We start from the raw sequence: 21,762 nt of genomic DNA, 5'->3' as shown, positions 1-21,762 counted from the left end.
GGGTAGGGGTTAAACCGAATACTTCTGCAAATTCGCCATCATTTCCTTCAGCGCCTCGATATTGTCTTTTGGGTGCGCCGCCCCTTCGAAGTCACAAATCTGCTGCCAGTGCGCCGCGACATCTTCTGGCGAGAAGCCCTCGCGCGGATCGAAACCGGCGCCGAGGCTGCGTTCCCAACGCACCTTGCCCATCCAGCCGCCCCCGACCTCGAACAGCCCGGACGTTTCCTGGCATTGCTCGCTGGCCAGATACACCACCAGCGGGCTGACCAGTTCCGGCTTCAGTTGCTCGAATACCTGCGGCGGAATCAGGCCCTCAGTCATCCGTGTGCCGCCGGTGGGGGCGATGGCGTTGACCAGAATGTTGTTCTTGCGCCCTTCGATCGCCAATGTTCGGGTCAGACCGTAAAGCCCGAGTTTGGCCATGCCGTAGTTGGACTGACCGAAGTTGCCGTAGATACCCGAAGTTGACGCAGTGAAAATCACCCGGCCGTAGTTTTGCTCGCGCAGATGCGGCCAGGCGGCGCGGGTCACTTTATAGGCGCCTTCGACGTGCACGCGATAAACCAGATCCCAGTCGGCGTCGTCCATCTTGTGAAACGATTTGTCGCGCAGGATCCCGGCGTTGTTGACCACCACATCAACGCGCCCGAAGGCATCGAGGGCGTTCTGCACCAATTTGTCGCCGTCGGTGACCGAGTCATGGTTGGCTTCGGCAATACCGCCAGCCTCGCGGATTTCCGCCACCACGCGGTCGGCAGCCGAGGCGTTGGCGCCCTCGCCCTGTGTCGAGCCGCCGAGGTCGTTGACCAGCACCCTGGCGCCCTGTCTGGCGAACAGCAGCGCATGGGCACGACCGAGGCCGCCACCGGCGCCAGTGACTATCACGACTTTATCTTCGAAGCGCACAGGCTCATTCATCGCAGCTACTCCAGCAGGCCAGTATTGATCCTGAGTGTCAGGCACAGGGCTTTGAGTCACAACGAACACGGCTGAGGCTGAATGGTGCGCGATAAGGTTGCGCGATGATGAAGGCGTCAAAAGATCAAAAGATCAAAAGATCAAAAGATCGCAGCCTGCGGCAGCTCCTACACAAATCCAATGCAGGAGCTGCCGAAGGCTGCGATCTTTTGATCTGTCAGGAGTACGCCACTTTGCGCGGAGGCAATACCAGACGATCACGAAACGCCAGATAGTGCTTGAGTACCTGCACCGGCGCCTCGGTTTGCGGATAGTGACCGATGCCCGGCAACAGCACGGTGTCCGCATCAGCAATCAACTCGCGATAACGCTCAACCATGTGCACACCGGAAATTGGATCGACTGCGCCGTCGATTACCCGCAAGGGGATGTCACCACGCTGCATGGCCGTCACCCAGCGCTCACGTTGAACCCGGCGCTCGGGGATGTAAGTAATCAATTTGTGCAGGATGCGCGGGCCATGGTTGCTGTCGACCAGACTCCAGTAATCATCCAGTTCGCTTTCGCTCGGCTGCGTCTGCTGGCCGAAGATCTGCCGGAAACCTTTGACCAGCGCCTCACGACTGAATGTGCGACCGAGCAGCCAGCCAATCGGGCTGAGCAGCAGTTTCTGCATCAGTAACGGCCGGTGTGTTTCCGCAAACAGACCGCCATTGAGGAACACGCAACTGGCAACTTCGATGCGCTTCTCGTAATGCCGCGCGAGCAATTCCTGAGCAACGCTGTCGCCATAGTCGTGAGCGAGAATATGCACCGGCTGTTCGACCAGCAGATGGGCGAGCAACGCCTGTTGCAGATCGGCCTGTTCCAGCAGGCTGTAAGTGTGATTGCGCGGTTTCGCCGAGTCGCCGAAGCCGAGCATGTCGCAGGCGATCACCTGATAACGCTGCGCCAGTGGCTGCCAGAGGTAATGCCAATCCCAACTGGCAGTGGGGAAACCGTGGATCAACAGCAGCGGCTCACCCTGCCCGACCATCCAGTAGCGGATCGACTGACCACGAAAAACGAAGGTCCGGCTGCGCTTGCGCCAGACACACAGAGGAATCTCGGCGAGCGGCATTAGAATTTATACCCCGGGTCTTGTAGATCGAGTTTGCGCAGTAGCGCCGGCCAGGCCAGCGCGCCGCCCATGCCTTGCGCGCTCTTGGTGACGCCGGCAATCATCGCCTTGGCGCCAGCAAGAATCTGCGGTTCGATGGCGATCAGTTCCGCGCCGCCCGTTTGCGCCATGACCTGAATGTCGCAGGCACGCTGGAACGTGAACATCATCAGAAAGGTATCAGCAATGGTGCTGCCGCAGGTCAGCAGACCGTGGTTGTGCAGCATCAGGAAATTGTTGTCAGCCAGATCGGCCTGCAAGCGTGCTTTCTCTTCGTGATTGAGCGCCACGCCCTCGTAGGCGTGATAAGCCAGGCTCGACAACACGAACAGCGACTGCTGACTGATCGGCAACATCCCCTGCTTTTGCGCCGACACCGCAACACCCGACGCAGTGTGGGTATGCAGCACACAAACCACATCATGGCGCACTTCGTGGACGGCGCTGTGGATGGTGTAGCCGGCGGGGTTGATCTCGTACGGACTGTCCATCAGTTTGTTGCCGGCCTGATCGACTTTCACCAGGCTCGAGGCGGTGATCTCGTGAAACATCAGGCCAAACGGATTGATCAGGAAGTCTTCGGTGCCGGGCACCTTGGCGGAGATATGCGTAAAGATCAGATCGTCCCAGCCGTGCAGCGCGACCAGACGATAACAGGCGGCAAGGTCGACACGGGTCTGCCACTCGGCAGCGCTGACCTGGTCTTTGACACTCGGCGACGATTGGACGGGGGCTACGCTCACTGTATGCACCTCTGCGTTCTTCTTGTTCTGCTCGTGTCAGCAGTCTAGTCAGGCGCGGGGCATCGCGTAGTTGCATTGGCAGCCAGCTTGATGACTGAACGAGTCAGCCGGGCAAACAGCCTGTAGCCGTTCCAGTGCAACCACGCTTGCAAGGTGCAGCGAGAATGTCTGGCGATCAGCCCTTGAGCGCGTCCATCAACTGCGCCAGCCACGGTTCGGCATCGGTTTCCGGCGTGACGCTTTCGCTGGCGTCGATGCGCAGCATTTCCTGCACCTCGTTCACACCCAGTTCGGCAAACAATTCACGCATTTGCTCGCCACCGCCGCAAAAGGTGTCGCCGTAGCTGGCATCACCCAGGGCGATCACTGCGCCTGGCAGCCCGCGTAACGTAGCAGGCAACTGATCGCGCAGGGACGAATACAACGGTTGCAGGTTGTCCGGCAGCTCGCCCATGCCCGTGGTCGAAGTCACAGCGAGAAGGGCCTCAGGCCCGAACGCCTGAATATCAGCCAGCGAGGCGCGCGAGTTGTAAAAGGTTTCAAAGCCGGCGGCTTTCAGCAGATTCTGGGCGTGGCGGGCGACTTCTTCGGCGGTGCCATAGACCGAACCGGAGAGGATGGCGACTTTCATCAATCTGATCCTGAAACTGAAAAAAAGAGCCGCGATAGTAACAGCCCTCGCGCGGCAGTTGCGATCAGCTCCCACTCCACGCTGATGGCCTATAGACAGTCCGCGCCATTCTTCTAGAATGCCTGCCACTGACACAACGGAAGGGATTCTCGGATGATCAACGCCAGTCTGCTGCAATTGGTGATCAATGCCTCGAACGAGGGGATCGTGGTGGCGGAAAAGGAGGGTGATCAGGACAACATTCTCATCTACGTCAACCCTGCCTTCGAGCGCATGACCGGTTATAGCAGTGAGGAGATTCTTTATCAGGATTGTCGTTTCCTGCAGGCTGGAGACCGTGACCAACCGAGTCTGCAGCTGATTCGCGAGACATTGCGAGAGGGCGGTTCGTGCCGGGAAATCCTGCGTAACTATCGCAAGGACGGCACGCCATTCTGGAACGAGCTGTCGCTGTCGACGGTGAAGAATGCCGATGACGGGCAGACGTATTTCATCGGCGTGCAAAAGGATGTGACCGTTCAGGTCAAGGCGCTGCAACGGGTCGCGCAGCTGGAAGCACAAGTGGCGGCACTGCAAAGCGAGCTCGCGACAGTCAAAGCGACGAACGGCGCAAACAAAACCGCGAACTGACGGTCATTAACTACAATCACCAATGACTTTGTAACTATTCACTTCGAGTTAACCATGCAGCGCGACGCCCTCCTCACCCAGGACGAGCTGGATTTCATCCAGACCATGCAGCACAACCCGCAACTGAATGTGCGGGATGCGACGTCGAGTCTGCTGGTTAATGGCGGTTCGCAGATCCGTGATCTGCTGACCCGTCTTGCCGCTCATGAGCAAGTGACGATCCAGGCGAACTTCGAAAATCAGCAGATGACTTTTCCGCTGCATCTGGTGGAAGACGAGTTTCACGCGCTGCATCTGCGTCTCGGTGTGCCGAGCATTTACGAAGACGGGCCGATGGTGCGCCCGTGGCGCCTGGTACTTGAAGAGCCGGTGGCGCTGGAAAATGCCAAGGGCCAGCCTGGCATGCTGTGGGTGCACGAAGTGTCGCACAAAGGCGTATTGCTGGAAGTGCGCAACAAGACCAAACCACCGAAGAACTTCGCCCTGTGGTTCAGCCCTTCCGGTTATGAGCGTATCTCGTTACGCGGCCATTTCGAGCGTGAAAACGAGCAAGGTTTCTACGCCTACGAACTGAGCCAGACCGATGCAGACGAAACCGAGCGCCTGCGCCAGTTCATTCTGCAACAGCATCGGCTGACCCACCCCGCCCTGCACGCCTGAGGTTCAGGTATCCAGTTTGCCTGCCATGAATTGCTTCATGCGTTGCCGCATTGTCCCGCCCTCGTTCCCCAGGCACGCCACCGCCGAGCCGGCCAGGCTGTCTTCGGCCAGTTCGGAGGCATCGCCTGCCAGCATCAACTGACAATCCAGGCTCAGCGCCAGACGATTCAGGCGCCGGGGCAGCTCTGGCCCGGGCGCATGATTGGAAAACAGCACAAGTGCCTCAGGTTTGACCTTTTCGCAGACCAGCGTCAGCTCGTCGAAGGGTTGGCCGGTGGTCAGCACCCGTACGCCGGAATCGTTGCCGCTGAGAAACAGCGCCGCCACCAGTAACTCAAGCTCACGACACTGCCCGGCGAGCGCACTGACGATTATTCGCCGCGGCTGCGCGCCACGCAGCATGACGATGCGCTGCAACACACGCACTCTGAGAAAACCGTCGAGAAACAACCATTCGCTGGTTTGCCCGAAAGCCTCCTGCCGCTGCAGCAGTTGCCGCCACAACGGCATGATGATGGCCTCAAACACCACCGGCAGCGTGTACGACGAGAAGATCTGTCCATAAACGCGATCCAGTTGCTGGTCGTCGAACGCACTCACCGCCTGCTGAATCTGCTCCTGCCATTGCTTGTAATCGGCCTGCACATGGTCTTCGGGGATGAAGTTCGCCAGCACCTTCAAGGGCTCTGTCTTCGCCAGGATCTTGCCGACCTTGCTCACCGCCACGCCGCGGTCGATCCAGTCGACAATACTGCGAACGCGCTCGATATCGTTCATTGAATACAGGCGATGCCCGCTTTCGGTGCGGGTCGGCTGGATCAATCCATAGCGACGCTCCCAGGCACGCAGGGTCACCGGGTTGACGCCGGTCAGGCGCGCCACTTCGCGGATGGGAAACAGCTCCTCACGCTCGAGCGTGACGGGCACTGTCGAAGCCTGGCGAATGTCCGTAATTACAGGCATCTGGCGGTCAACTTCCATGTCGGTGAATTGGATCCCATTCTAAACATGATGGGGCGCAAGCGTTCAAGTAATGATCTGCGACGAAAGTGACTGGTTTAATCGACAAAATCAGGAATAATCCTTGCTTGTAGTAAAGCGCAGGCCTCTACCCCGGCCTGCGTCAGGCGAAGCTCCTACCCGGAGCAACGCACTCGAAATACGGAGATACAAAATGTCTACTTCCCCCGTCACGCTGATGGTAGCGCGTCGCGTCGCCGATGGCCGTTATCACGATCTGATCGCTTGGCTGCGCGAAGGCGAACAATTGGCTACCGACTTCCCCGGCTACCTCGGTTCCGGCGTCCTTGCGCCACCGCCCGGCGATAATGAATTCCAGATCATTTTCCGTTTTGTCGATGAGCAGACGCTGCATGCGTGGGAATATTCTGCGTCGCGCACAGCCTGGCTGAACCGCGGCAGCGACTTGTTCGAACACCCCAAGGAGCATCGGGTCAGCGGCATCGAAGGCTGGTTCGGCGCTGCCGGGCAACGCCCACCTCGCTGGAAACAGGCCGTGGCGATCTGGCTGGCGTTTTTCCCGGTGTCGCTGATATTCAATTTTGTCCTCGGCCCGCTGCTGGCTGAGCTGAGTCTGTTGCCACGCATCTTGATCGGCACGGCTTGCCTGACACCGCTGATGGTGTATTTCTTCATCCCGTTGTCGACGCGCCTGCTGGCAAACTGGTTGAACAGCACGCCGACGAGGCCATTACCGGCCACGGCGTCGACGCAGAATCGTTGATCTCCAAGGGGCGGCGAGCCTGTTATAGTTTTCGCTTCAACCGCGATACGAGCCGCCCATGCCAGATTCCGCAGCCCCGATCCTCATCACCGGCGCAGGCCAGCGTGTCGGTCTGCACTGTGCGCAGCGCCTGCTGGAGGATGGCCATCGGGTCATCTTCACGTACCGGACCGAACGCCCGGGCGTGCAGCGATTGCGCGATCTGGGCGCGACAGGCCTGTACGCGGATTTTTCCGGTGAGCCCGGGATTCTTGCCTTTATCGAAGTGCTGAAAGCCCACACCGACACTTTGCGCGCGATCGTGCACAACGCCTCCGAATGGCTGGCGGAAACCCAGGGCAGCGAAGCTGAAGCTTTCAGTCGCATGCTCAACATTCACATGCTCGCGCCCTATCTGATCAACCTGCACTGCGCCGAGTTGCTGCAGCGCTCGGCGCCAGCCGACATCATCCACATCAGCGACGACGTGACCCGCAAGGGCAGCAGCAAACACATCGGTTATTGCGCCAGCAAGGCCGGCCTCGACAGCCTGACCCTGTCGTTTGCCGCGCGCTTTGCGCCCGCCATCAAGGTCAACGGCATCGCTCCGGCACTGGTGCTGTTCAACCCCGACGACGACGCCGCCTACCGCGCCAAGGCACTGGCCAAATCTGCATTGGGGATCGAGCCCGGCAGCGAAGTGATCTACCAGAGCCTGCGCTATCTGCTCGACAATCCCTATGTCACCGGCACGACGCTCACCGTCAACGGCGGCCGGCACGTCAAATAGGCCGTCCCGCTTCGGCCGCGAGTCGAGTAAGATCCACCAGAACGCCTGCAATAGTCTGGACGGAGCTAATCAATGCCACAACTTCAACCGGGAATGGCGCGCATCCGGGTCAAGGATCTGCGCCTGCGCACCTTTATCGGCATCAACGAGGACGAAATCCTCAACAAACAGGATGTGCTGATCAACCTGACCATCCTGTACGCAGCTCAAGAAGCGGTGCGCGACAACGATATCGACCACGCGCTGAATTACCGCACCATCACCAAAGCGATCATCGCTCACGTCGAAGGCAACCGCTTCGCGCTGCTCGAACGCCTGACGCAAGAATTGCTCGATCTGGTGATGACCAATGCATCGGTGCTGTACGCCGAAGTCGAAGTCGATAAACCCCACGCGCTGCGCTTTGCCGAGTCGGTATCGATCACGCTCGCGGCAAGCCGCTAGCTACAAGCTTCAAGCCGCAAGCTGTAAACTTCGTTCACCGACACCCATCTTGCAGCTTGAAGCTTGCCGCTTGAAGCTGTCTCGCAGAGACTCCCATGACTGATCAACAACGCCTGGAACTCGAAGCCGCCGCCTTCCGCCGACTGGTCGCTCACCTCGACAGCCGCAAGGACGTGCAGAACATCGACCTGATGAACCTCGCCGGGTTCTGCCGCAACTGCCTGTCCAAGTGGTACAAGGCTGAAGCCGACCAACGTCAGATCGAGGTCAGCCTCGATGACGCCCGCGAAGTGGTGTACGGCATGCCCTACGCCGAGTGGAAGGCCCAATACCAGCAAGAAGCCAGCGCCGAACAGCAAGCGGCGTTTGCCAAAGGAAAACCCAATGACTGATCTGACCACCCTGCGCGCCAGCCTCAAGAGCGGCGAACACGCTTTTGCCGACACCCTCGCATTCATTGCCGCCGGTTACGACTACCAGCCTCAGGCGTTCAACAATGGGGGCGTGGAAAACGCTGCCGGGCAAAACGAAGGTTCGTGCAAGACGCTGGGGCTGGCCCTGCTGGAAGGCTTGAACGATGAAGAAGCGTTGCTGGCGTTCGGCGAGCATTACCGTTCGGTGCTGGCGACGCCTGAGGGCAGCGATCACGGCAACATCCGCGCGTTGATCAAGCACGGCCTGGCCGGGGTGAAATTCACCGCGCCACCCCTGACCCGCCGATGATCCCAACAGCCACCCATACCCCCTGTGGGAGCGAGCCTGCTCGCGAAGACGGACTGACATTATCGTTGATGTCGACTGATACACCGCTTTCGCGAGCAGGCTCGCTCCCACACTGGATAGGTGGTGGCGGTGAATAGCGAGCGTAAAAAAACCGGCCAATCTCTGGCCGGTTTTTTTGTGCCCTGCGGTCTTAGAACGTGGCGTTCTGCAGGCCGTCCAGGTAACGCTCGGTGTCCAGCGCCGCCATGCAACCGGCACCGGCCGAGGTGATCGCCTGACGGTAAACGTGGTCAGCCACGTCACCGGCAGCGAAGATGCCTTCGACGCTGGTGGCCGTTGCGTTGCCTTCACGGCCACCGTGCACCACCAGGTAACCGTCTTTGAGGGTCAACTGGCCTTCAAACAGCGACGTGTTCGGGGTGTGGCCGATGGCGATGAACACGCCGTCGACTTTGATCTCGTCGAAGCTGCCATCGTTGTTACGCAGACGCGCACCGGTGACGCCCATGTTGTCGCCGAGGACTTCGTCCAGGTTGGCGTTCAGCTTGAGGATGATCTTGCCTTCGGCCACACGGGCGTTGAGCTTGTCGATCAGGATCTTCTCGGCGCGGAAGGTTTCGCGACGGTGGATCAGGGTCACGGTGCTGGCGATGTTGGCCAGATACAGCGCTTCTTCCACGGCAGTGTTGCCACCGCCAACCACGGCGACCGGTTTGTTGCGATAAAAGAAACCGTCGCATGTCGCGCAGGCCGACACGCCTTTGCCCATGAACGCTTCTTCCGACGGCAGGCCCAGGTAGCGGGCGCTGGCGCCAGTGGCAATGATCAGCGCGTCGCAGGTGTAGACGGCGCTGTCGCCGGTCAGGGTGTACGGCTTGGCTGCAAAGTCCACGGCGTTGATGTGATCGAACACGATCTCGGTTTCAAAACGCTCGGCGTGCTCGCGCATGCGCTCCATCAGCACCGGACCGGTCAGGCCGTGAACATCGCCCGGCCAGTTGTCGACTTCGGTGGTGGTGGTCAGCTGACCGCCAGCCTGCATACCGGTGATCAGCAGTGGCTTGAGGTTGGCGCGGGCCGCGTAGACCGCAGCGCTGTAACCGGCAGGGCCGGAACCGAGAATGATCACTCGCGAATGACGGACTTCAGACATGAATCTGCTCCTGTTGGCCGGCCATGAAAGATCTCTGGCGCGGACGCCGGACTGCCGGCGGAATAAAAAAGGACCGTGGACACCTTGGGGAAGGCTTGAACTCGACAGTCCTGTAAAAAGTTGAGTGCAGCGTATCGAGGGGGGCAAGATTAAGGAAATACGGTTTAACAATCCAGCTCATAGGTGGTCTCTATGCCGAGTCGCTGACCAGATGAGCGTCTTTGTTACAGTGAATGTCGATCGCTCTGCCACGCTTTCGCCGCTGCGACAAAGCCGGTAACGTCGGCGCGTTTTCCCTAGCTTCGGAGCACCTTATGCCCGCCCCCGTTCTGTCCGGCCCGCAATACCTGCGCGAAGGCCTCAAACTGGTTTTGAGCCCGGGCTTGCGCCTGTTCGTGTTGCTGCCGCTGGCGATCAACCTGGTGCTGTTCGTCGGATTGATCTATCTGGCCGGCCACCAGTTCAGCCTGTGGGTCGACACGCTGATGCCGTCGTTGCCTGAATGGCTGAGTTTCCTCAGCTATATTCTGTGGCCGCTGTTCGTGGTCCTCGTGGCCTTGATGGTGTTCTTCACGTTCACCATGCTCGCCAACATCATTGCCGCACCGTTCAACGGTTTTCTCGCGGAAAAAGTCGAAGTGGTCGTGCGCGGCACCGATGATTTCCCGGCGTTCAGCTGGGGCGAACTGATCGCAATGATCCCCCGCACTCTGGCCCGGGAAATGCGCAAGCTCGGCTACTTCCTGCCGCGCGCCATCGGCTTGTTCATCCTCTCGTTTATCCCGGTAGTGAACATCGTCGCCGCGCCGCTGTGGTTGTTGTTTGGTGTGTGGATGATGGCGATCCAGTACATCGACTACCCGGCGGACAACCACAAACTGGGCTGGAACGAGATGCTTGCCTGGCTGCGCCAGAAGCGCTGGCAGAGCATGAGTTTTGGCGGGATTGTCTATCTGGTGCTGCTGATTCCGGTGGTCAACATTCTGATGATGCCGGCAGCGGTGGCGGGAGCGACGTTGTTCTGGGTGCGCGAGCGTGGTGCCGAGAATCTGGTGATACAACACTGATCGCGTCACAAATCCGTCATCCGAACGTCACAACGTCGACATGGCCTCAGCCGACACTGAGGTCATGACGACAGCTCTACACATCACCCTCATCAGCGAAACCTTCCCACCAGAAATCAACGGCGTGGCCAATACCCTTGGCCGCTTGTGCGAGGGCTTGCGCGCGCGCGGGCATCGGGTGGAGCTGGTGCGCCCACGTCAGGCCGGTGATCCGCAGCGCAGCCAAGACGATGCGCTGTTGCTGTGTCGCGGATGGCCGCTGCCGGGCTATCCGGGGCTGCAATGGGGCCAGTCGTCGATGCATAAATTGCTGCGCCGCTGGAAACGCCAGCGTCCGGACGTTCTCTATATAGCCACCGAAGGCCCGCTCGGGTTGTCGGCATTGCGCGCCGCGCGGCGCCTGGGGATTGCGGTCGTCAGCGGCTTCCACACCAACTTTCAACAATACACCAGCCAGTATGGTCTGGAGCTGCTGACACGTTTGCTCACCCACTACCTCCGCTGGTTTCACAATCGTTCGGCAATGACCCTGGTGCCTAGCGTCAGCCAACGCCTGGAGCTGGAGCGCCGGCACTTCGAGCGATTGGCGTTGTTATCGCGGGGAGTGGACAGCCAGCTGTTCCATCCGAGCAAACGGCAGAACGCGTTGCGTGAGCAATGGGGACTGTCCGAGCAGGATATCGCTGTGATTCACGTAGGACGACTCGCCCCGGAGAAGAATCTGGGACTGCTCAAGCGTTGCTTTGACACCCTGCGGGAAACCTATCCACAGCGCCGTTTGAAACTGATCGTGGTCGGAGATGGCCCGCAGCGTTCAGTGCTGGAAAAACAAATGCCGGACGCGATTTTCTGCGGTGCTCAGCGTGGAGAAGCACTGGCGGCGCACTATGCTTGCGGTGATCTTTTCGTGTTTCCCAGCCTGACGGAAACCTTCGGCAACGTTGTGCTGGAAGCCTTGGCTTCGGGACTCGGCGTGGTGGCGTACGACCAGGCAGCGGCGGCGCAACATATTCGCCACGGCTACAACGGCGTGTCAGCCATGCCCGGCGATGAGCAGGCGTTTTGCGAAGCGGCGGCGTGGTTGCTGGAAGAGGATGAGCGCTTGCGTTGCGTGCGGCTGAATGCGCGTCAGCATGGCAGTCGCCAAGGATGGGCGGCGATTATCGAGCAGTTCGAGGGGTATTTGCGCGGGGCTTGTATCGGGGAGCAAGCGATTCCTCGGGCGCAGACACAACCTTAGATTTTCGTCGACATAAAAACAGCTTTCGCGAGCAGGCTCGCTCCCACATGGGCACCGCATTCCGTCATATGAAATGCGATCAAGGGTGGGAGCGAGCCTGCTCGCGAATGGTTCGAACTGGCGCCGCTTAGACCAAGGTCATCAACGCCTCTCGGCTGAACGGCAGGATATCCTGCTCGCGCCCTTCACGAACTTTCTGCGCCCAGTCCGGATCGACCAGCAGCGCACGGCCTACCGCCACCAGATCGAATTCCTCTTTGTTCAGACGCTCCAGCAGGTTTTCCAGACTGGCCGGTTGCGCGACCTTGTCGGTGTTGACCATGAACTGCAGGAACTCGCCGTCCAGCCCCACGCTGCCGACGGTGATGGTCGGCTTGCCGGTCAACTTGCGCGTCCAGCCGGCCAGGTTCAGATCGGATCCGTCGAACTCCGGTTCCCAGAAACGTCGGGTCGAGCAGTGGAAAATGTCTACGCCGGCGTCGGACAGCGGCTTGAGAAATTCGCCCAGTGCTTCGGGGGTCTGCACCAGACGCGCGGTGTAATCCTGCTGTTTCCATTGCGAGAACCGGAAGATGATCGGGAAGCCGTCACCGACGGCCGCGCGCACGGCTTGAATCAATTCAATGGCAAAGCGCGAGCGGTTGGCCAGGCTGCCACCGTATTCATCGGTGCGCTGGTTGCTGCCTTCCCAGAAGAACTGATCGACCAGATAGCCGTGGGCGCCGTGGATTTCCACGCCGTCCATGCCGATGCTCTGCGCATCTTTGGCAGCCTGGGCAAACGCAACGATCACGTCCTGGATGTCCTGTTTGGTCATGCCGTGAACCACGACCTGACCATCCTTGAGTTTTTCCGACGGGCCGTAGCCCGGCACGCTGGCGTCCGGCTCGGTGCCGAGGCGGCGTACGCTGCCGACATGCCACAGTTGCGGGACGATCTTGCCGCCCTCGGCGTGTACGGCGTCGACGACTTTTTTCCAGCCGGCCAGCGGCGCGTCACCGAAGAATTGCGGAACATTCGGATATCCGTTGGAAGCGATGTGGCCCACCGTCGTGCCTTCGGTGATGATCAAACCGACGCCAGCCGCCGCGCGCCGACGGTAGTACTCGATGACCTTGGAATTGGGCACGCCGCCCGGCGAGAACGAGCGGGTCATTGGCGCCATGACCACGCGGGTCGGCAGTTCGAGGGCACCGAGGTGGAATGGTTTGAACAGGGCTTGAACAGGCATCGGGAGGCTCCATGGCGATCGCTTTATGACGGCGATAATATGGAGAGCCGGAGCCTTTGAACAGCATTATTGATTTTGGTGATTAAGGATTAAAAGAATGAAAAGCAAAAGATCGCAGCCTTCGGCAGCACCTACACGGAGTTTGTGGTCCCCCTGTAGGAGCTGCCGAAGGCTGCGATCTTTTGATCATGCTTTTCAGCTCAGCGCTTTTTCAATCGCATGCACGATGGTCGGATCATCCGGCGCCGTTCGCGGCGAAAACCGCGCCAGCACCCGGCCGTCCTTGCCGAGCAGGAATTTCTCGAAATTCCAGGTGATGTCACCGGGAAACTCGGCGCCCTCACCCGCCAGCAGGCGATACAACTGATGCCGCTCGTGGCCGTTGACTTCGAGCTTGCTCGACAACGGAAACGTCACGCCATAGTTGAGGCTGCAGAACTCCTGGATTTCTTTCTCAGAGCCCGGCTCCTGACCGGCAAACTGATTGCACGGTAGGCCCAGCACGGTAAAACCTTGGTCTTTGTATTGCTGATAGAGGTTTTCCAGTGCTGCGTACTGGGGGGTCAAGCCGCACTTGGAGGCCACGTTGACCACCAGCACCACTTGGCCCTTGAACGGCGCCAGCGGTAGCTCCTGACCATCCAGGGCTGTCAACTTAAGGTCGTGAAAAGCACTCATGCCGAACTCCAGGATTCTCGTGTTCTACTCGAAACAGCCACTTGGCGAGGCCACCAAGGACAGCCGCGGACTAAAAAGGCGCCCACAGGCGCCTCTCCAGTACTCGAAGCTTAGCGCAGAAAATCAGTGGTGATGGCCACCTTCGCCATGGACGTGACCATGAGCGATTTCTTCCTGGCTGGCGTCACGGATATCAACGATCTTCACTTCGAAGTTCAGGCGCTGACCGGCCAGAGGGTGGTTGCCATCAACGGTGACGTCGTCGCCGTCCAGATCACGGATGGTGACGATCTGCATCTGGCCGTCCGGCGCCGAAGCGTGGAACTGCATGCCGACTTCCAGCTCGTCAACGCCTTCGAACATGCTGCGGCTCAGGGTGCTGACCAGCTCGGCGGCGTATTCGCCGTAAGCGTCTTCCGGCTCAACGGCCACTTTCAGCTCGTCACCGACGGCTTTACCTTCCAGGGCTTTTTCCAGGCCCGGGATGATGTTGCCTGCGCCTTGCAGGTAAACCAGCGGAGCGCCGCCGGCGGAGCTGTCGATGACCTCACCAGCGTCGTTGGTCAGGGTATAGTCGATGGAGACAGCCTTATTGGCGGCGATCAGCATGGGGCGAGACCTTTTGCAGAAGAATATAGAAAGGCCAAGTTTAGCGAAGCAATCGCGTGAAAGCGACCACAACCCGGACAAACGGGTTTCGACCATCACCGGCTTCCATCAGGACGAAGACGGCCACTGGGTGGTCGAGCTTTCCTGTGGCCACACCCAGCACCTGCGCCACCAGCCACCATGGCAAACCCGCGCCTGGGTCCTGGATCCGGCGCAACGTATTGAAAAAACAGGTCAACCCTTTGCCTGCGGTTGGTGTGCACAGGGCTCGGTTAGCGCTAACCTTGGCGACTGAATTTCGGTAGTCGGCCAGACATAGGCTGACACCCTTGCATAGAGAATTCCCATGCAAACTTTTTTTATCGCACCCACCGATTTTGGCGTGGGTCTGACCTCCATCAGCCTCGGGCTGGTGCGCACGCTTGAACGCGCCGGCCTCAAAGTCGGCTTCTTCAAACCGATCGCCCAGCCGCACCCGGGCGACACCGGCCCTGAGCGTTCCACCGAACTGGTGGCACGCACCCACGGTTTGAAACCGCCGCAACCGTTGGGCCTGGCGCATGTCGAGCGCATGCTCGGTGACGGTCAGCTCGACGAGTTGCTCGAAGAAATCATCGCACTGTATCAGCAGGCGGCTGTCGGCAAGGATGTGCTGGTGGTCGAAGGCATGGTGCCGACTCGCAGCGCCAGTTACGCCGCGCGGGTCAATCTGCACCTGGCCAAGAGCCTGGATGCCGAGGTGATTCTGGTCTCGGCGCCGGAAAACGAAGTGCTCGCCGAGCTCTCTGGTCGGGTCGAGCTTCAAGCGCAATTGTTCGGCGGCCCGAAAGATCCGAAAGTTCTCGGCGTGATCCTCAACAAGGTCAGGACCGATGAGAGCATGGACGCCTTCGCTACGCGTCTGAAGGAGCATTCGCCGTTGCTGCGCAGCGGTGACTTCCGCCTGCTCGGCTGCATCCCGTTCCAGCCGGAACTCAACGCGCCGCGCACCCGCGACGTCGCCGACCTGATGGGCGCGCAGGTGCTCAATGCCGGCGACTACGAAACCCGGCGCATGAGCAAAATCATCATTTGCGCACGAACCATGCGCAACACCGTCGAGCTGCTCAAGCCCGGCGTGCTGGTGGTGACGCCGGGTGATCGCGACGACATCATCCTCGCTGTCAGCCTCGCAGCCATCAACGGTGTGCCGCTGGCCGGCCTGCTGCTGACCAGCGACACCCTGCCCGACCCACGCATCATGGACCTGTGCCGGGGCGCGTTGCAGGCCGGTTTGCCGGTGTTGTCGGTGAGCACCGGCTCGTACGACACCGCCAACCTGCTCAATGGCCTGAACAAGGAAATCCCGATCGATGACCGCGAGCGCGCGGAGATCATCACCGACTTCGTCGCCAGCCACCTCGACGCCAGTTGGCTGCACCAGCGCTGCGGCACGCCACGGGAAATGCGCCTGTCGCCAGCGGTGTTCCGTTATCAATTGATCCAGCGTGCGCAGGCGGCGAACAAGCGGATCGTCCTGCCTGAAGGCAGCGAGCCGTTCACCGTGCAAGCGGCGGCGATCTGCCAGGAACGCGGGATCGCCCGCTGCGTGCTGTTGGCCAAACCCGAAGACGTCGAAGCGGTCGCCCGCGCCCAAGGCATCGTGCTGCCGCCGGGTCTGGAAATTCTCGACCCGGACCACATCCGCGAACGCTACGTCGAACCGATGGTCGCCCTGCGCAAGAGCAAAAGCCTCAACGCACCGATGGCCGAGCAGCAACTGGAAGACACCGTGGTGATCGGCACCATGATGCTTGCGCTGGATGAGGTCGACGGGCTGGTGTCCGGGGTGATCAACACCACCGCCAACACCATCCGCCCGGCCCTGCAACTGATCAAGACCGCGCCGGGCTGTACGCTGGTGTCTTCAGTGTTCTTCATGCTGTTTCCGGAAGAAGTGCTGGTCTACGGCGACTGCGTGATGAACCCGCACCCGAGCGCTGCCGAACTGGCGGAGATCGCCCTGCAAAGCGCGGATTCAGCAGCGGCATTCGGCATCATCCCACGGGTGGCGATGATCAGTTATTCCAGCGGCGAATCGGCCCGCGGTGAAGAAGTCGAAAAAGTCCGCGAGGCGACCCTGCTCGCCCATGAGCAACAAAACTCACTGTTGATCGACGGCCCGCTGCAATACGACGCTGCGGCCAACGCCGACGTCGCCCGGCAACTGGCGCCGAACAGTCAGGTCGCCGGACGCGCCACGGTGTTCGTGTTCCCCGATCTCAACACCGGCAACACCACGCACAAAGCCGTACAACGCAGCGCCGATTGCGTCAGCCTCGGGCCGATGCTGCAAGGCCTGCGCAAACCGGTGAACGACTTGCCGCGCGGCGCGCAAGTCGATGACATCGTCTACACCATCGCGCTCACCGCGATTCAAGCCGCCAACCGACCTATGGATGTGTAAATGCTGGATTTTCTACCCGCACCCGTGCGCGGCGTGATCGCCTCGCTGCTGTTGGCGCTCAACACGATTCTGCTCTGCTCGTTCCTGTTCTGCGTGGCGCTGGTCAAGGCCCTGCCGTTTGCCTTTACCCAGCGCATTGCCGGTTGGCTGATGAGCCACACCCACGAGGCGTGGATCAGCAACAACAAGGGCTGGATGAATCTGGTACGGGGCACCCGCTGGCACATCAGCGGCCTGCAGGGTCTCGACTATCAGCACTCGTACCTGATCACCAGCAACCACCAGAGCTGGGTGGATATTCTGGTCCTGCAATACGTGCTCAACCGCAAGATTCAGCCGCTGAAATTTTTCCTCAAGCAGGAGCTGATCTGGGTGCCGGTGATCGGTCTGGCCTGGTGGGCGCTGGGCTTTCCGTTCATGAAGCGTTACTCCAAGGCGTATCTGGAAAAGCATCCGGAGAAGAAAGGCAAGGACCTGGAGACCACGCGCAAGACCTGCGCAAAATTCCGGCATAACCCGGTGGGGATTTTCAACTTCGTCGAAGGCACACGCTTTACCGAAGGCAAGCATGCGCAACAGCAGTCGCCGTTCAAGTATTTGCTCAAGCCCAAGGCTGGCGGGATCGCCTTTGTGCTCGATGCGATGGGCGAACAGCTGGAGTCGATCGTCAATGTGACGATTCATTACCCGGCCGGACGTCCGGGGTTCTGGGATTTGCTCTGCGGCAACGTGCGCGATGTGGTGGTGCATTTTGAAGAAATCAAAATCCCGCCGGCCTTCATCGGCAAGAACTACGACCAGGACGGCGAGTACCGTTTGCAGTTTCAGGGCTGGATCAATCAGCTGTGGCTGGACAAGGATGCGTTGCTGGAGCAGATGCACCGCGAGTATCCGCCCAAACACTGAGCCCCCTGTAGGAGTGAGCCTGCTCGCGATAGCGGTGGATCAGCCGCCACCATTGTTGAATGACACACCGCTATCGCGAGCAGGCTCACTCCTACAATTGACCGAGCTGGCCCGAATAAAAAAGCCCGCCGATGATTGCTCATCGGCGGGCTTTTTATTTGGCGCTAACGCTTATATGGCGCCACGCTGACGCAACAGCTCCAGCACTTGCTTGACGCTTTCTTCCAGACTCAGCGACTGCGTGTCGATCACCAGGTCGGCGTTGAGCGGCACGTCGTAGGGGAAGGATTCGCCAGGGATATTGTCGCCGCCAGCGGCATACAGACCTTGCGGATCACGTTCGGCGCATACGGTTGGCGAGGCCTGCACGTAGACCGTCAGCAAGCGATCCTTGCCGATCAGTTCCCTGGCCTGCTCGCGACCTTCAGCGCTCGGCGCAACGAAGGCGGCCAATGTCAGCAGGCCCGCTTCGTTGAACTGACGCGCCACGTGTGCAGCACGACGCCAGTTCTCCGTGCGGCCGGCGCGATCCTGTGGCAGACCTTTGTTCAGATCGTGACGCAGGTTCTGGCCATCCAGTACAAACACCGCACGGCCCATGTCGAACAGCTTGCGCTCGACCGCATACGCCAGGGTGCTTTTACCCGCACCGGACAGGCCGCTGAACAGCACGGTGGCCGGTTGCTGGCCGAAGCGCTGGGCACGTTCTTCAGTTGCCACGTGAGCCAGTTTGCCGTGGTGCGTGGCGGTGCCATGAGCCACTGGCTGAGCGACGATCATGCCGGCGCCAACGGTGCCGTTGGTCAGGCGATCGATGACAATGAATGCGCCGGTGGTGCGGTTGCTTTCGTAACCGTCGAGGGCGATCGGTGCATCGAGTGCAATCTTCACCTTGCCGATTTCGTTGAGCTGCAACGCGCTCGCCGGGCCTTCTTCCAGGGTGTTGACGTCGACCTTGTTGACGATGCTGGCAATCGAGCCCGGCACGTAACTGGTGGCACGCTTGATGTCGTATTTCTTGCCCGGCAGCATCGGCTCTTCGGCCATCCACACCAGCATCGCTTCGAAGCTGTCGGTGACCGGCGGCACGTTGTCGGCATGCACCAGCAGGTCGCCACGGGAGATGTCGATTTCGTCTTCCATGGTCAGCGTCACCGCCTGACCGGGACCTGCGTGTTCCAGCTCACCTTCGAACGTGACGATGGACTTCACCCGGCTGCTCTTGCCGGACGGCAGCACCACGACCTCGTCGCCCTTGTGCACGATGCCGCTGGCCAGAGTGCCGGCGAAACCACGGAAGTTCAGGTTCGGACGGTTGACGTACTGCACCGGGAAACGCAGGTCGGTGAAATTGCGATCGCCCGCCACTTCCACAGTCTCGAGAATTTCCATCAGCGACTGGCCGGTGTACCACGGCGAGCGCTCGGACTTGTTCACCACGTTGTCGCCCTTGAGGGCAGACATCGGCACGAAGTGCATGCTGGTCGGCTTCATCTTCAAGCCTTCGGCGAACTTCAGGTAATCGGCCTTGATCGACTCGAACACGCCTTCGTCGAAGTCCTTCAGGTCCATCTTGTTGATGGCGACGACGATGTGTTTGATGCCCAGCAACGAAGCGATGAAGCTGTGGCGACGGGTCTGGGTCTGCACGCCGTAACGGGCATCGACCAGAATGATCGCCAGGTCACAGGTGGATGCACCGGTGGCCATGTTGCGGGTGTACTGCTCATGGCCGGGGGTGTCGGCGATGATGAATTTGCGCTTGGCGGTAGAGAAATAGCGGTAGGCCACATCAATGGTGATGCCCTGCTCACGCTCGGCCTGCAGACCGTCGACGAGCAACGCCAGGTCGATGTCGTCACCGGTAGTGCCGGATTTCTTCGAGTCGCGGGTAATCGCTTCGAGGTGATCTTCGTAGATCATCTTCGAGTCGTGCAGCAGGCGCCCGATCAGGGTGCTCTTGCCGTCGTCGACGTTACCGCAGGTCAAAAAGCGCAGCAGCTCTTTACGTTCGTGCTGGCCCAGGTAGGCGAGGATGTCCTCGCTGATCAAATCAGATGCGTGCGACATGACAACCCCTTAGAAATAACCCTGACGTTTTTTGTCTTCCATCGAGCCTGCGCCATCGTGGTCGATGACCCGGCCCTGGCGCTCGGAAGTTCGCGTCAGGAGCATTTCCTGAATGATGTCCGTGAGGCTTTCGGCCTCGGACTCCACCGCGCCCGTCAACGGGTAGCAGCCCAGGGTGCGGAACCGCACTTTCTTTTTCACGATGCGCGCTTTGTCTTCGTCGGACAGGTGTTCGAGGATGCGCTCGTCGTCGATCATGATCAGCGTGCCGTTCTTCTCGATCACTTCGCGTTCGGCGGCAAAATACAGCGGCACGATCGGGATGCCTTCGAGGTAGATGTACTGCCAGATGTCCAGCTCGGTCCAGTTCGACAACGGGAATACACGGATGGATTCGCCCTTGTTGACCTTGCCGTTGTAGACGTTCCACAGTTCGGGACGCTGGTTTTTCGGGTCCCAGCGGTGCTTGCTGTCGCGGAACGAGTACACGCGCTCTTTAGCGCGGGACTTCTCTTCATCGCGACGGGCACCGCCGAAGGCTGCGTCGAAACCATGCTTGTCGAGTGCCTGCTTAAGACCCTCGGTTTTCATGATGTCGGTGTGCTTGGCGCTGCCGTGGGTGAACGGGTTGATGTTCTGCGCCACGCCATCGGGGTTGATGTGGGTGATCAGGTCCAGGCCCAGTTCTTCGACCATCTTGTCGCGGAACTTGTACATCTCCTGGAATTTCCAGCGGGTGTCGACGTGCATCACCGGAAACGGCAGTTTGCCCGGGAAGAACGCCTTGCGTGCCAGGTGCAGCATCACGGCGGAGTCTTTACCGATGGAGTACAGCATCACCGGGTTATCGAACTCGGCGGCCACCTCGCGGATGATGTGGATGCTTTCCGCCTCCAGCTGTTTCAGATGCGTCAGTTTGTCGACCATGGCTACTCACGAAAGCTTTCTTATGAACGGCCAGCGGGCCGTGTTCGAGCGGGGAATCCTAGCACAGCGACCTCTTCTAATCAGGACGCCAACTAGATCGAAAGGGTATATGAATATGCCCGCTCGTTTGGGCGCAAAGCCCCCTGTAGGAGTGAGCCTGCTCGCGATAGCGGTGAATCAGTCACAGCTATGTTGGATATGACAAAGCTATCGCGAGCAGGCTCACTCCTACAGGGGAAACGCGGTGTGTCAGATAGGGTTCGGGATGTCGATGAAGATGTGCTCAAGGGCAAAGCGCTTCGCCAGATAATCGCCCAGCGCCTGCACGCCATAGCGTTCGGTGGCGTGATGGCCGGCGGCGATGAAGCTGATGTCGTTTTCCCGCGCGCTGTGAAACGTCTGCTCGGAGGCCTCGCCACTGATGAACAGGTCGACCCCTGCAGCCACGCCCTGATCGATATAACCCTGGCCGCCCCCGGTGCACCAGCCGACGCGGCGGATCATGCCGCTGCCTTCGATCAACAGTGGCTCGCGGCCCATGACTTCCTGCACCTTGCGCGCGAAATCCCGGGCAGTCATCGGCTCATTCAGCGAACCCACCAGACCCACGACTTTCGGGTTGCTCGGGTCCAACGGCCCTTCGACAGTGATGTCGAGCTGACGCGCCAGTTGCACGTTGTTGCCGACGTCCGGGTGCAGATCCAGCGGCAGGTGATACGCCAGCAGACTGATGTCGTGCTTGAGCAGGGTTTTCAAGCGACGCTGTTTCATGCCGGTGACGCAGGGGTTTTCGCCTTTCCAGAAATAACCGTGGTGGACCAGGATCAGGTCGGCCTCGGCTTCCACGGCGGCGTCCAGTAAAGCCTGGCTGGCGGTGACGCCACTGACGATGCGCATCACCTGCGGGCGGCCTTCGACCTGCAAACCGTTGGGGCAATAATCGGCAATTTTCGCACTGGTCAGGTAACGGTCGGCTTCTTCGACGAGGGTGCTGAGGGCAACGGCCATGAA

Annotated in this window: 24 protein-coding genes; 12 read left to right on the top strand and 12 right to left on the bottom strand. The window is 60.0% G+C overall.

What is annotated here, in order from left to right; translation table 11 throughout:
• Positions 1–9: 9 nt before the first annotated feature.
• The 4 genes from QRN33_RS06415 to QRN33_RS06400 form a co-directional block, all read right to left on the bottom strand.
• Positions 10–921 (bottom strand): SDR family oxidoreductase, encoded by a 912-nt coding sequence (locus QRN33_RS06415; RefSeq protein ID WP_227973707.1) that lies wholly within the window; start codon positions 919–921, stop codon positions 10–12.
• 217 nt (positions 922–1,138) lie between these two features.
• Positions 1,139–2,041: an alpha/beta fold hydrolase gene (locus tag QRN33_RS06410; protein ID WP_123418201.1), complete on the bottom strand. Its 903-nt coding sequence runs from the start codon at positions 2,039–2,041 to the stop codon at positions 1,139–1,141.
• Positions 2,041–2,823, bottom strand: a complete 783-nt coding sequence (locus QRN33_RS06405) for a class II aldolase/adducin family protein (RefSeq protein ID WP_123418202.1) — start codon at positions 2,821–2,823, stop codon at positions 2,041–2,043. Before QRN33_RS06405 ends, QRN33_RS06410 begins: the two co-directional genes overlap by 1 nt.
• A 175-nt stretch (positions 2,824–2,998) precedes the next feature.
• The gene (locus QRN33_RS06400; protein ID WP_042607655.1) at positions 2,999–3,454 is read right to left on the bottom strand and encodes a flavodoxin; all 456 of its coding nucleotides are present in this window, start codon (positions 3,452–3,454) and stop codon (positions 2,999–3,001) included.
• Positions 3,455–3,607: 153 nt separating this feature from the next.
• Between QRN33_RS06400 and QRN33_RS06395 the strand changes: the two genes are divergently transcribed.
• Complete coding sequence (locus QRN33_RS06395) at positions 3,608–4,084, top strand: PAS domain-containing protein (protein ID WP_285407604.1); 477 nt, start codon at positions 3,608–3,610, stop codon at positions 4,082–4,084.
• A gap of 54 nt (positions 4,085–4,138) precedes the next feature.
• Entirely contained in the window at positions 4,139–4,744 is a 606-nt protein-coding gene (locus tag QRN33_RS06390; RefSeq protein ID WP_064364449.1) for a hypothetical protein, read from the top strand.
• Positions 4,745–4,747: 3 nt separating this feature from the next.
• Here QRN33_RS06390 and QRN33_RS06385 read toward each other — a convergent pair whose 3' ends face one another.
• A complete protein-coding gene (locus QRN33_RS06385; protein ID WP_252875620.1) occupies positions 4,748–5,707 on the bottom strand; it encodes a MerR family transcriptional regulator in 960 nt (319 codons plus the stop codon).
• A gap of 211 nt (positions 5,708–5,918) precedes the next feature.
• On the opposite strand from QRN33_RS06385, the gene QRN33_RS06380 reads away from it, so the two are divergent.
• From QRN33_RS06380 to QRN33_RS06360, 5 genes are all read left to right on the top strand, one after another.
• Positions 5,919–6,488 (top strand): putative antibiotic biosynthesis monooxygenase, encoded by a 570-nt coding sequence (locus QRN33_RS06380; protein WP_042607651.1) that lies wholly within the window; start codon positions 5,919–5,921, stop codon positions 6,486–6,488.
• A 58-nt stretch (positions 6,489–6,546) separates the two neighbouring features.
• Complete coding sequence (gene folM, locus QRN33_RS06375; protein WP_083354234.1) at positions 6,547–7,257, top strand: dihydromonapterin reductase; 711 nt, start codon at positions 6,547–6,549, stop codon at positions 7,255–7,257.
• A gap of 72 nt (positions 7,258–7,329) precedes the next feature.
• On the top strand, positions 7,330–7,701 hold the full coding sequence (gene folX, locus QRN33_RS06370) for a dihydroneopterin triphosphate 2'-epimerase (RefSeq protein ID WP_016771653.1): 372 nt from the start codon (positions 7,330–7,332) through the stop codon (positions 7,699–7,701).
• A 95-nt stretch (positions 7,702–7,796) separates the two neighbouring features.
• Positions 7,797–8,093: a DUF1244 domain-containing protein gene (locus QRN33_RS06365; protein WP_056782977.1), complete on the top strand. Its 297-nt coding sequence runs from the start codon at positions 7,797–7,799 to the stop codon at positions 8,091–8,093.
• Positions 8,086–8,424: a HopJ type III effector protein gene (locus tag QRN33_RS06360; protein ID WP_285407603.1), complete on the top strand. Its 339-nt coding sequence runs from the start codon at positions 8,086–8,088 to the stop codon at positions 8,422–8,424. The genes QRN33_RS06365 and QRN33_RS06360 overlap by 8 nt, the downstream gene beginning before the upstream one ends.
• Before the next feature lie 190 nt (positions 8,425–8,614).
• Here QRN33_RS06360 and trxB read toward each other — a convergent pair whose 3' ends face one another.
• The gene (gene trxB / locus QRN33_RS06355) at positions 8,615–9,577 is read right to left on the bottom strand and encodes a thioredoxin-disulfide reductase (protein WP_042607647.1); all 963 of its coding nucleotides are present in this window, start codon (positions 9,575–9,577) and stop codon (positions 8,615–8,617) included.
• Positions 9,578–9,891: 314 nt separating this feature from the next.
• On the opposite strand from trxB, the gene cysZ reads away from it, so the two are divergent.
• Together cysZ and QRN33_RS06345 are read left to right on the top strand one after the other, a co-directional pair.
• Positions 9,892–10,644, top strand: coding sequence for a sulfate transporter CysZ (gene cysZ / locus QRN33_RS06350; protein ID WP_042607646.1), 753 nt, complete (start codon positions 9,892–9,894; stop codon positions 10,642–10,644).
• A 40-nt stretch (positions 10,645–10,684) separates the two neighbouring features.
• Entirely contained in the window at positions 10,685–11,884 is a 1,200-nt protein-coding gene (locus QRN33_RS06345; RefSeq protein ID WP_285407602.1) for a glycosyltransferase family 4 protein, read from the top strand.
• A gap of 127 nt (positions 11,885–12,011) precedes the next feature.
• Here the strand turns inward: QRN33_RS06345 and QRN33_RS06340 are convergent, their stop codons facing one another.
• From QRN33_RS06340 to QRN33_RS06330, 3 genes are all read right to left on the bottom strand, one after another.
• Entirely contained in the window at positions 12,012–13,115 is a 1,104-nt protein-coding gene (locus QRN33_RS06340; protein WP_285407601.1) for an NADH:flavin oxidoreductase, read from the bottom strand.
• Between the two features lie 195 nt (positions 13,116–13,310).
• Positions 13,311–13,793, bottom strand: a complete 483-nt coding sequence (locus tag QRN33_RS06335) for a glutathione peroxidase (RefSeq protein ID WP_042607643.1) — start codon at positions 13,791–13,793, stop codon at positions 13,311–13,313.
• A gap of 123 nt (positions 13,794–13,916) precedes the next feature.
• Positions 13,917–14,402 carry an FKBP-type peptidyl-prolyl cis-trans isomerase gene (locus QRN33_RS06330; protein WP_016771661.1) on the bottom strand — a complete coding sequence of 162 codons (486 nt, stop codon included), beginning with the start codon at positions 14,400–14,402 and terminating at the stop codon, positions 13,917–13,919.
• Here QRN33_RS06330 and QRN33_RS06325 point away from each other — a divergent pair.
• The 3 genes from QRN33_RS06325 to yihG are packed head-to-tail and all read left to right on the top strand — an operon-like array spanning position 14,371 to position 17,754.
• The gene (locus QRN33_RS06325; RefSeq protein ID WP_065615798.1) at positions 14,371–14,697 is read left to right on the top strand and encodes a DUF3565 domain-containing protein; all 327 of its coding nucleotides are present in this window, start codon (positions 14,371–14,373) and stop codon (positions 14,695–14,697) included. The two genes, QRN33_RS06330 and QRN33_RS06325, sit on opposite strands and share 32 nt — an antisense overlap.
• A gap of 51 nt (positions 14,698–14,748) precedes the next feature.
• Complete coding sequence (gene pta / locus QRN33_RS06320) at positions 14,749–16,848, top strand: phosphate acetyltransferase (RefSeq protein WP_285407599.1); 2,100 nt, start codon at positions 14,749–14,751, stop codon at positions 16,846–16,848.
• Positions 16,849–17,754, top strand: coding sequence for a 1-acylglycerol-3-phosphate O-acyltransferase, YihG family (gene yihG, locus QRN33_RS06315; RefSeq protein WP_285407598.1), 906 nt, complete (start codon positions 16,849–16,851; stop codon positions 17,752–17,754). It begins immediately after the preceding gene.
• A 171-nt stretch (positions 17,755–17,925) separates the two neighbouring features.
• Here the strand turns inward: yihG and cysN are convergent, their stop codons facing one another.
• The 3 genes from cysN to QRN33_RS06300 form a co-directional block, all read right to left on the bottom strand.
• A complete protein-coding gene (gene cysN / locus QRN33_RS06310; protein ID WP_285407596.1) occupies positions 17,926–19,824 on the bottom strand; it encodes a sulfate adenylyltransferase subunit CysN in 1,899 nt (632 codons plus the stop codon).
• A gap of 9 nt (positions 19,825–19,833) precedes the next feature.
• The gene (gene cysD / locus QRN33_RS06305) at positions 19,834–20,751 is read right to left on the bottom strand and encodes a sulfate adenylyltransferase subunit CysD (protein ID WP_007912374.1); all 918 of its coding nucleotides are present in this window, start codon (positions 20,749–20,751) and stop codon (positions 19,834–19,836) included.
• Between the two features lie 249 nt (positions 20,752–21,000).
• A complete protein-coding gene (locus tag QRN33_RS06300; RefSeq protein WP_064364460.1) occupies positions 21,001–21,759 on the bottom strand; it encodes a Nif3-like dinuclear metal center hexameric protein in 759 nt (252 codons plus the stop codon).
• Between the last annotated feature and the right edge of the window lie 3 nt (positions 21,760–21,762).

It is taken from the genome of Pseudomonas sp. FR229a, from assembly GCF_030209115.1.
Lineage (GTDB): Bacteria > Pseudomonadota > Gammaproteobacteria > Pseudomonadales > Pseudomonadaceae > Aquipseudomonas > Aquipseudomonas moraviensis_A.
This window is presented reverse-complemented; position numbering and strand designations above follow the sequence as displayed.

Coding starts and splice junctions, on each gene's coding strand:
- QRN33_RS06300 (WP_064364460.1), bottom strand. CDS start 21,759: ATGGCCGTTGCCCTCAGCACCCTCGTCGAAGAAGCCGACCGTTACCTG.
- QRN33_RS06415 (WP_227973707.1), bottom strand. CDS start 921: ATGAATGAGCCTGTGCGCTTCGAAGATAAAGTCGTGATAGTCACTGGC.
- QRN33_RS06325 (WP_065615798.1), top strand. CDS start 14,371: ATGGAGACAGCCTTATTGGCGGCGATCAGCATGGGGCGAGACCTTTTG.
- QRN33_RS06345 (WP_285407602.1), top strand. CDS start 10,685: ATGGCCTCAGCCGACACTGAGGTCATGACGACAGCTCTACACATCACC.
- QRN33_RS06360 (WP_285407603.1), top strand. CDS start 8,086: ATGACTGATCTGACCACCCTGCGCGCCAGCCTCAAGAGCGGCGAACAC.
- QRN33_RS06335 (WP_042607643.1), bottom strand. CDS start 13,793: ATGAGTGCTTTTCACGACCTTAAGTTGACAGCCCTGGATGGTCAGGAG.
- yihG (WP_285407598.1), top strand. CDS start 16,849: ATGCTGGATTTTCTACCCGCACCCGTGCGCGGCGTGATCGCCTCGCTG.
- QRN33_RS06385 (WP_252875620.1), bottom strand. CDS start 5,707: ATGCCTGTAATTACGGACATTCGCCAGGCTTCGACAGTGCCCGTCACG.
- QRN33_RS06380 (WP_042607651.1), top strand. CDS start 5,919: ATGTCTACTTCCCCCGTCACGCTGATGGTAGCGCGTCGCGTCGCCGAT.
- cysD (WP_007912374.1), bottom strand. CDS start 20,751: ATGGTCGACAAACTGACGCATCTGAAACAGCTGGAGGCGGAAAGCATC.
- QRN33_RS06330 (WP_016771661.1), bottom strand. CDS start 14,402: ATGCTGATCGCCGCCAATAAGGCTGTCTCCATCGACTATACCCTGACC.
- folM (WP_083354234.1), top strand. CDS start 6,547: ATGCCAGATTCCGCAGCCCCGATCCTCATCACCGGCGCAGGCCAGCGT.
- QRN33_RS06395 (WP_285407604.1), top strand. CDS start 3,608: ATGATCAACGCCAGTCTGCTGCAATTGGTGATCAATGCCTCGAACGAG.
- cysN (WP_285407596.1), bottom strand. CDS start 19,824: ATGTCGCACGCATCTGATTTGATCAGCGAGGACATCCTCGCCTACCTG.
- QRN33_RS06410 (WP_123418201.1), bottom strand. CDS start 2,041: ATGCCGCTCGCCGAGATTCCTCTGTGTGTCTGGCGCAAGCGCAGCCGG.
- QRN33_RS06365 (WP_056782977.1), top strand. CDS start 7,797: ATGACTGATCAACAACGCCTGGAACTCGAAGCCGCCGCCTTCCGCCGA.
- QRN33_RS06340 (WP_285407601.1), bottom strand. CDS start 13,115: ATGCCTGTTCAAGCCCTGTTCAAACCATTCCACCTCGGTGCCCTCGAA.
- folX (WP_016771653.1), top strand. CDS start 7,330: ATGCCACAACTTCAACCGGGAATGGCGCGCATCCGGGTCAAGGATCTG.
- trxB (WP_042607647.1), bottom strand. CDS start 9,577: ATGTCTGAAGTCCGTCATTCGCGAGTGATCATTCTCGGTTCCGGCCCT.
- cysZ (WP_042607646.1), top strand. CDS start 9,892: ATGCCCGCCCCCGTTCTGTCCGGCCCGCAATACCTGCGCGAAGGCCTC.
- pta (WP_285407599.1), top strand. CDS start 14,749: ATGCAAACTTTTTTTATCGCACCCACCGATTTTGGCGTGGGTCTGACC.
- QRN33_RS06400 (WP_042607655.1), bottom strand. CDS start 3,454: ATGAAAGTCGCCATCCTCTCCGGTTCGGTCTATGGCACCGCCGAAGAA.
- QRN33_RS06390 (WP_064364449.1), top strand. CDS start 4,139: ATGCAGCGCGACGCCCTCCTCACCCAGGACGAGCTGGATTTCATCCAG.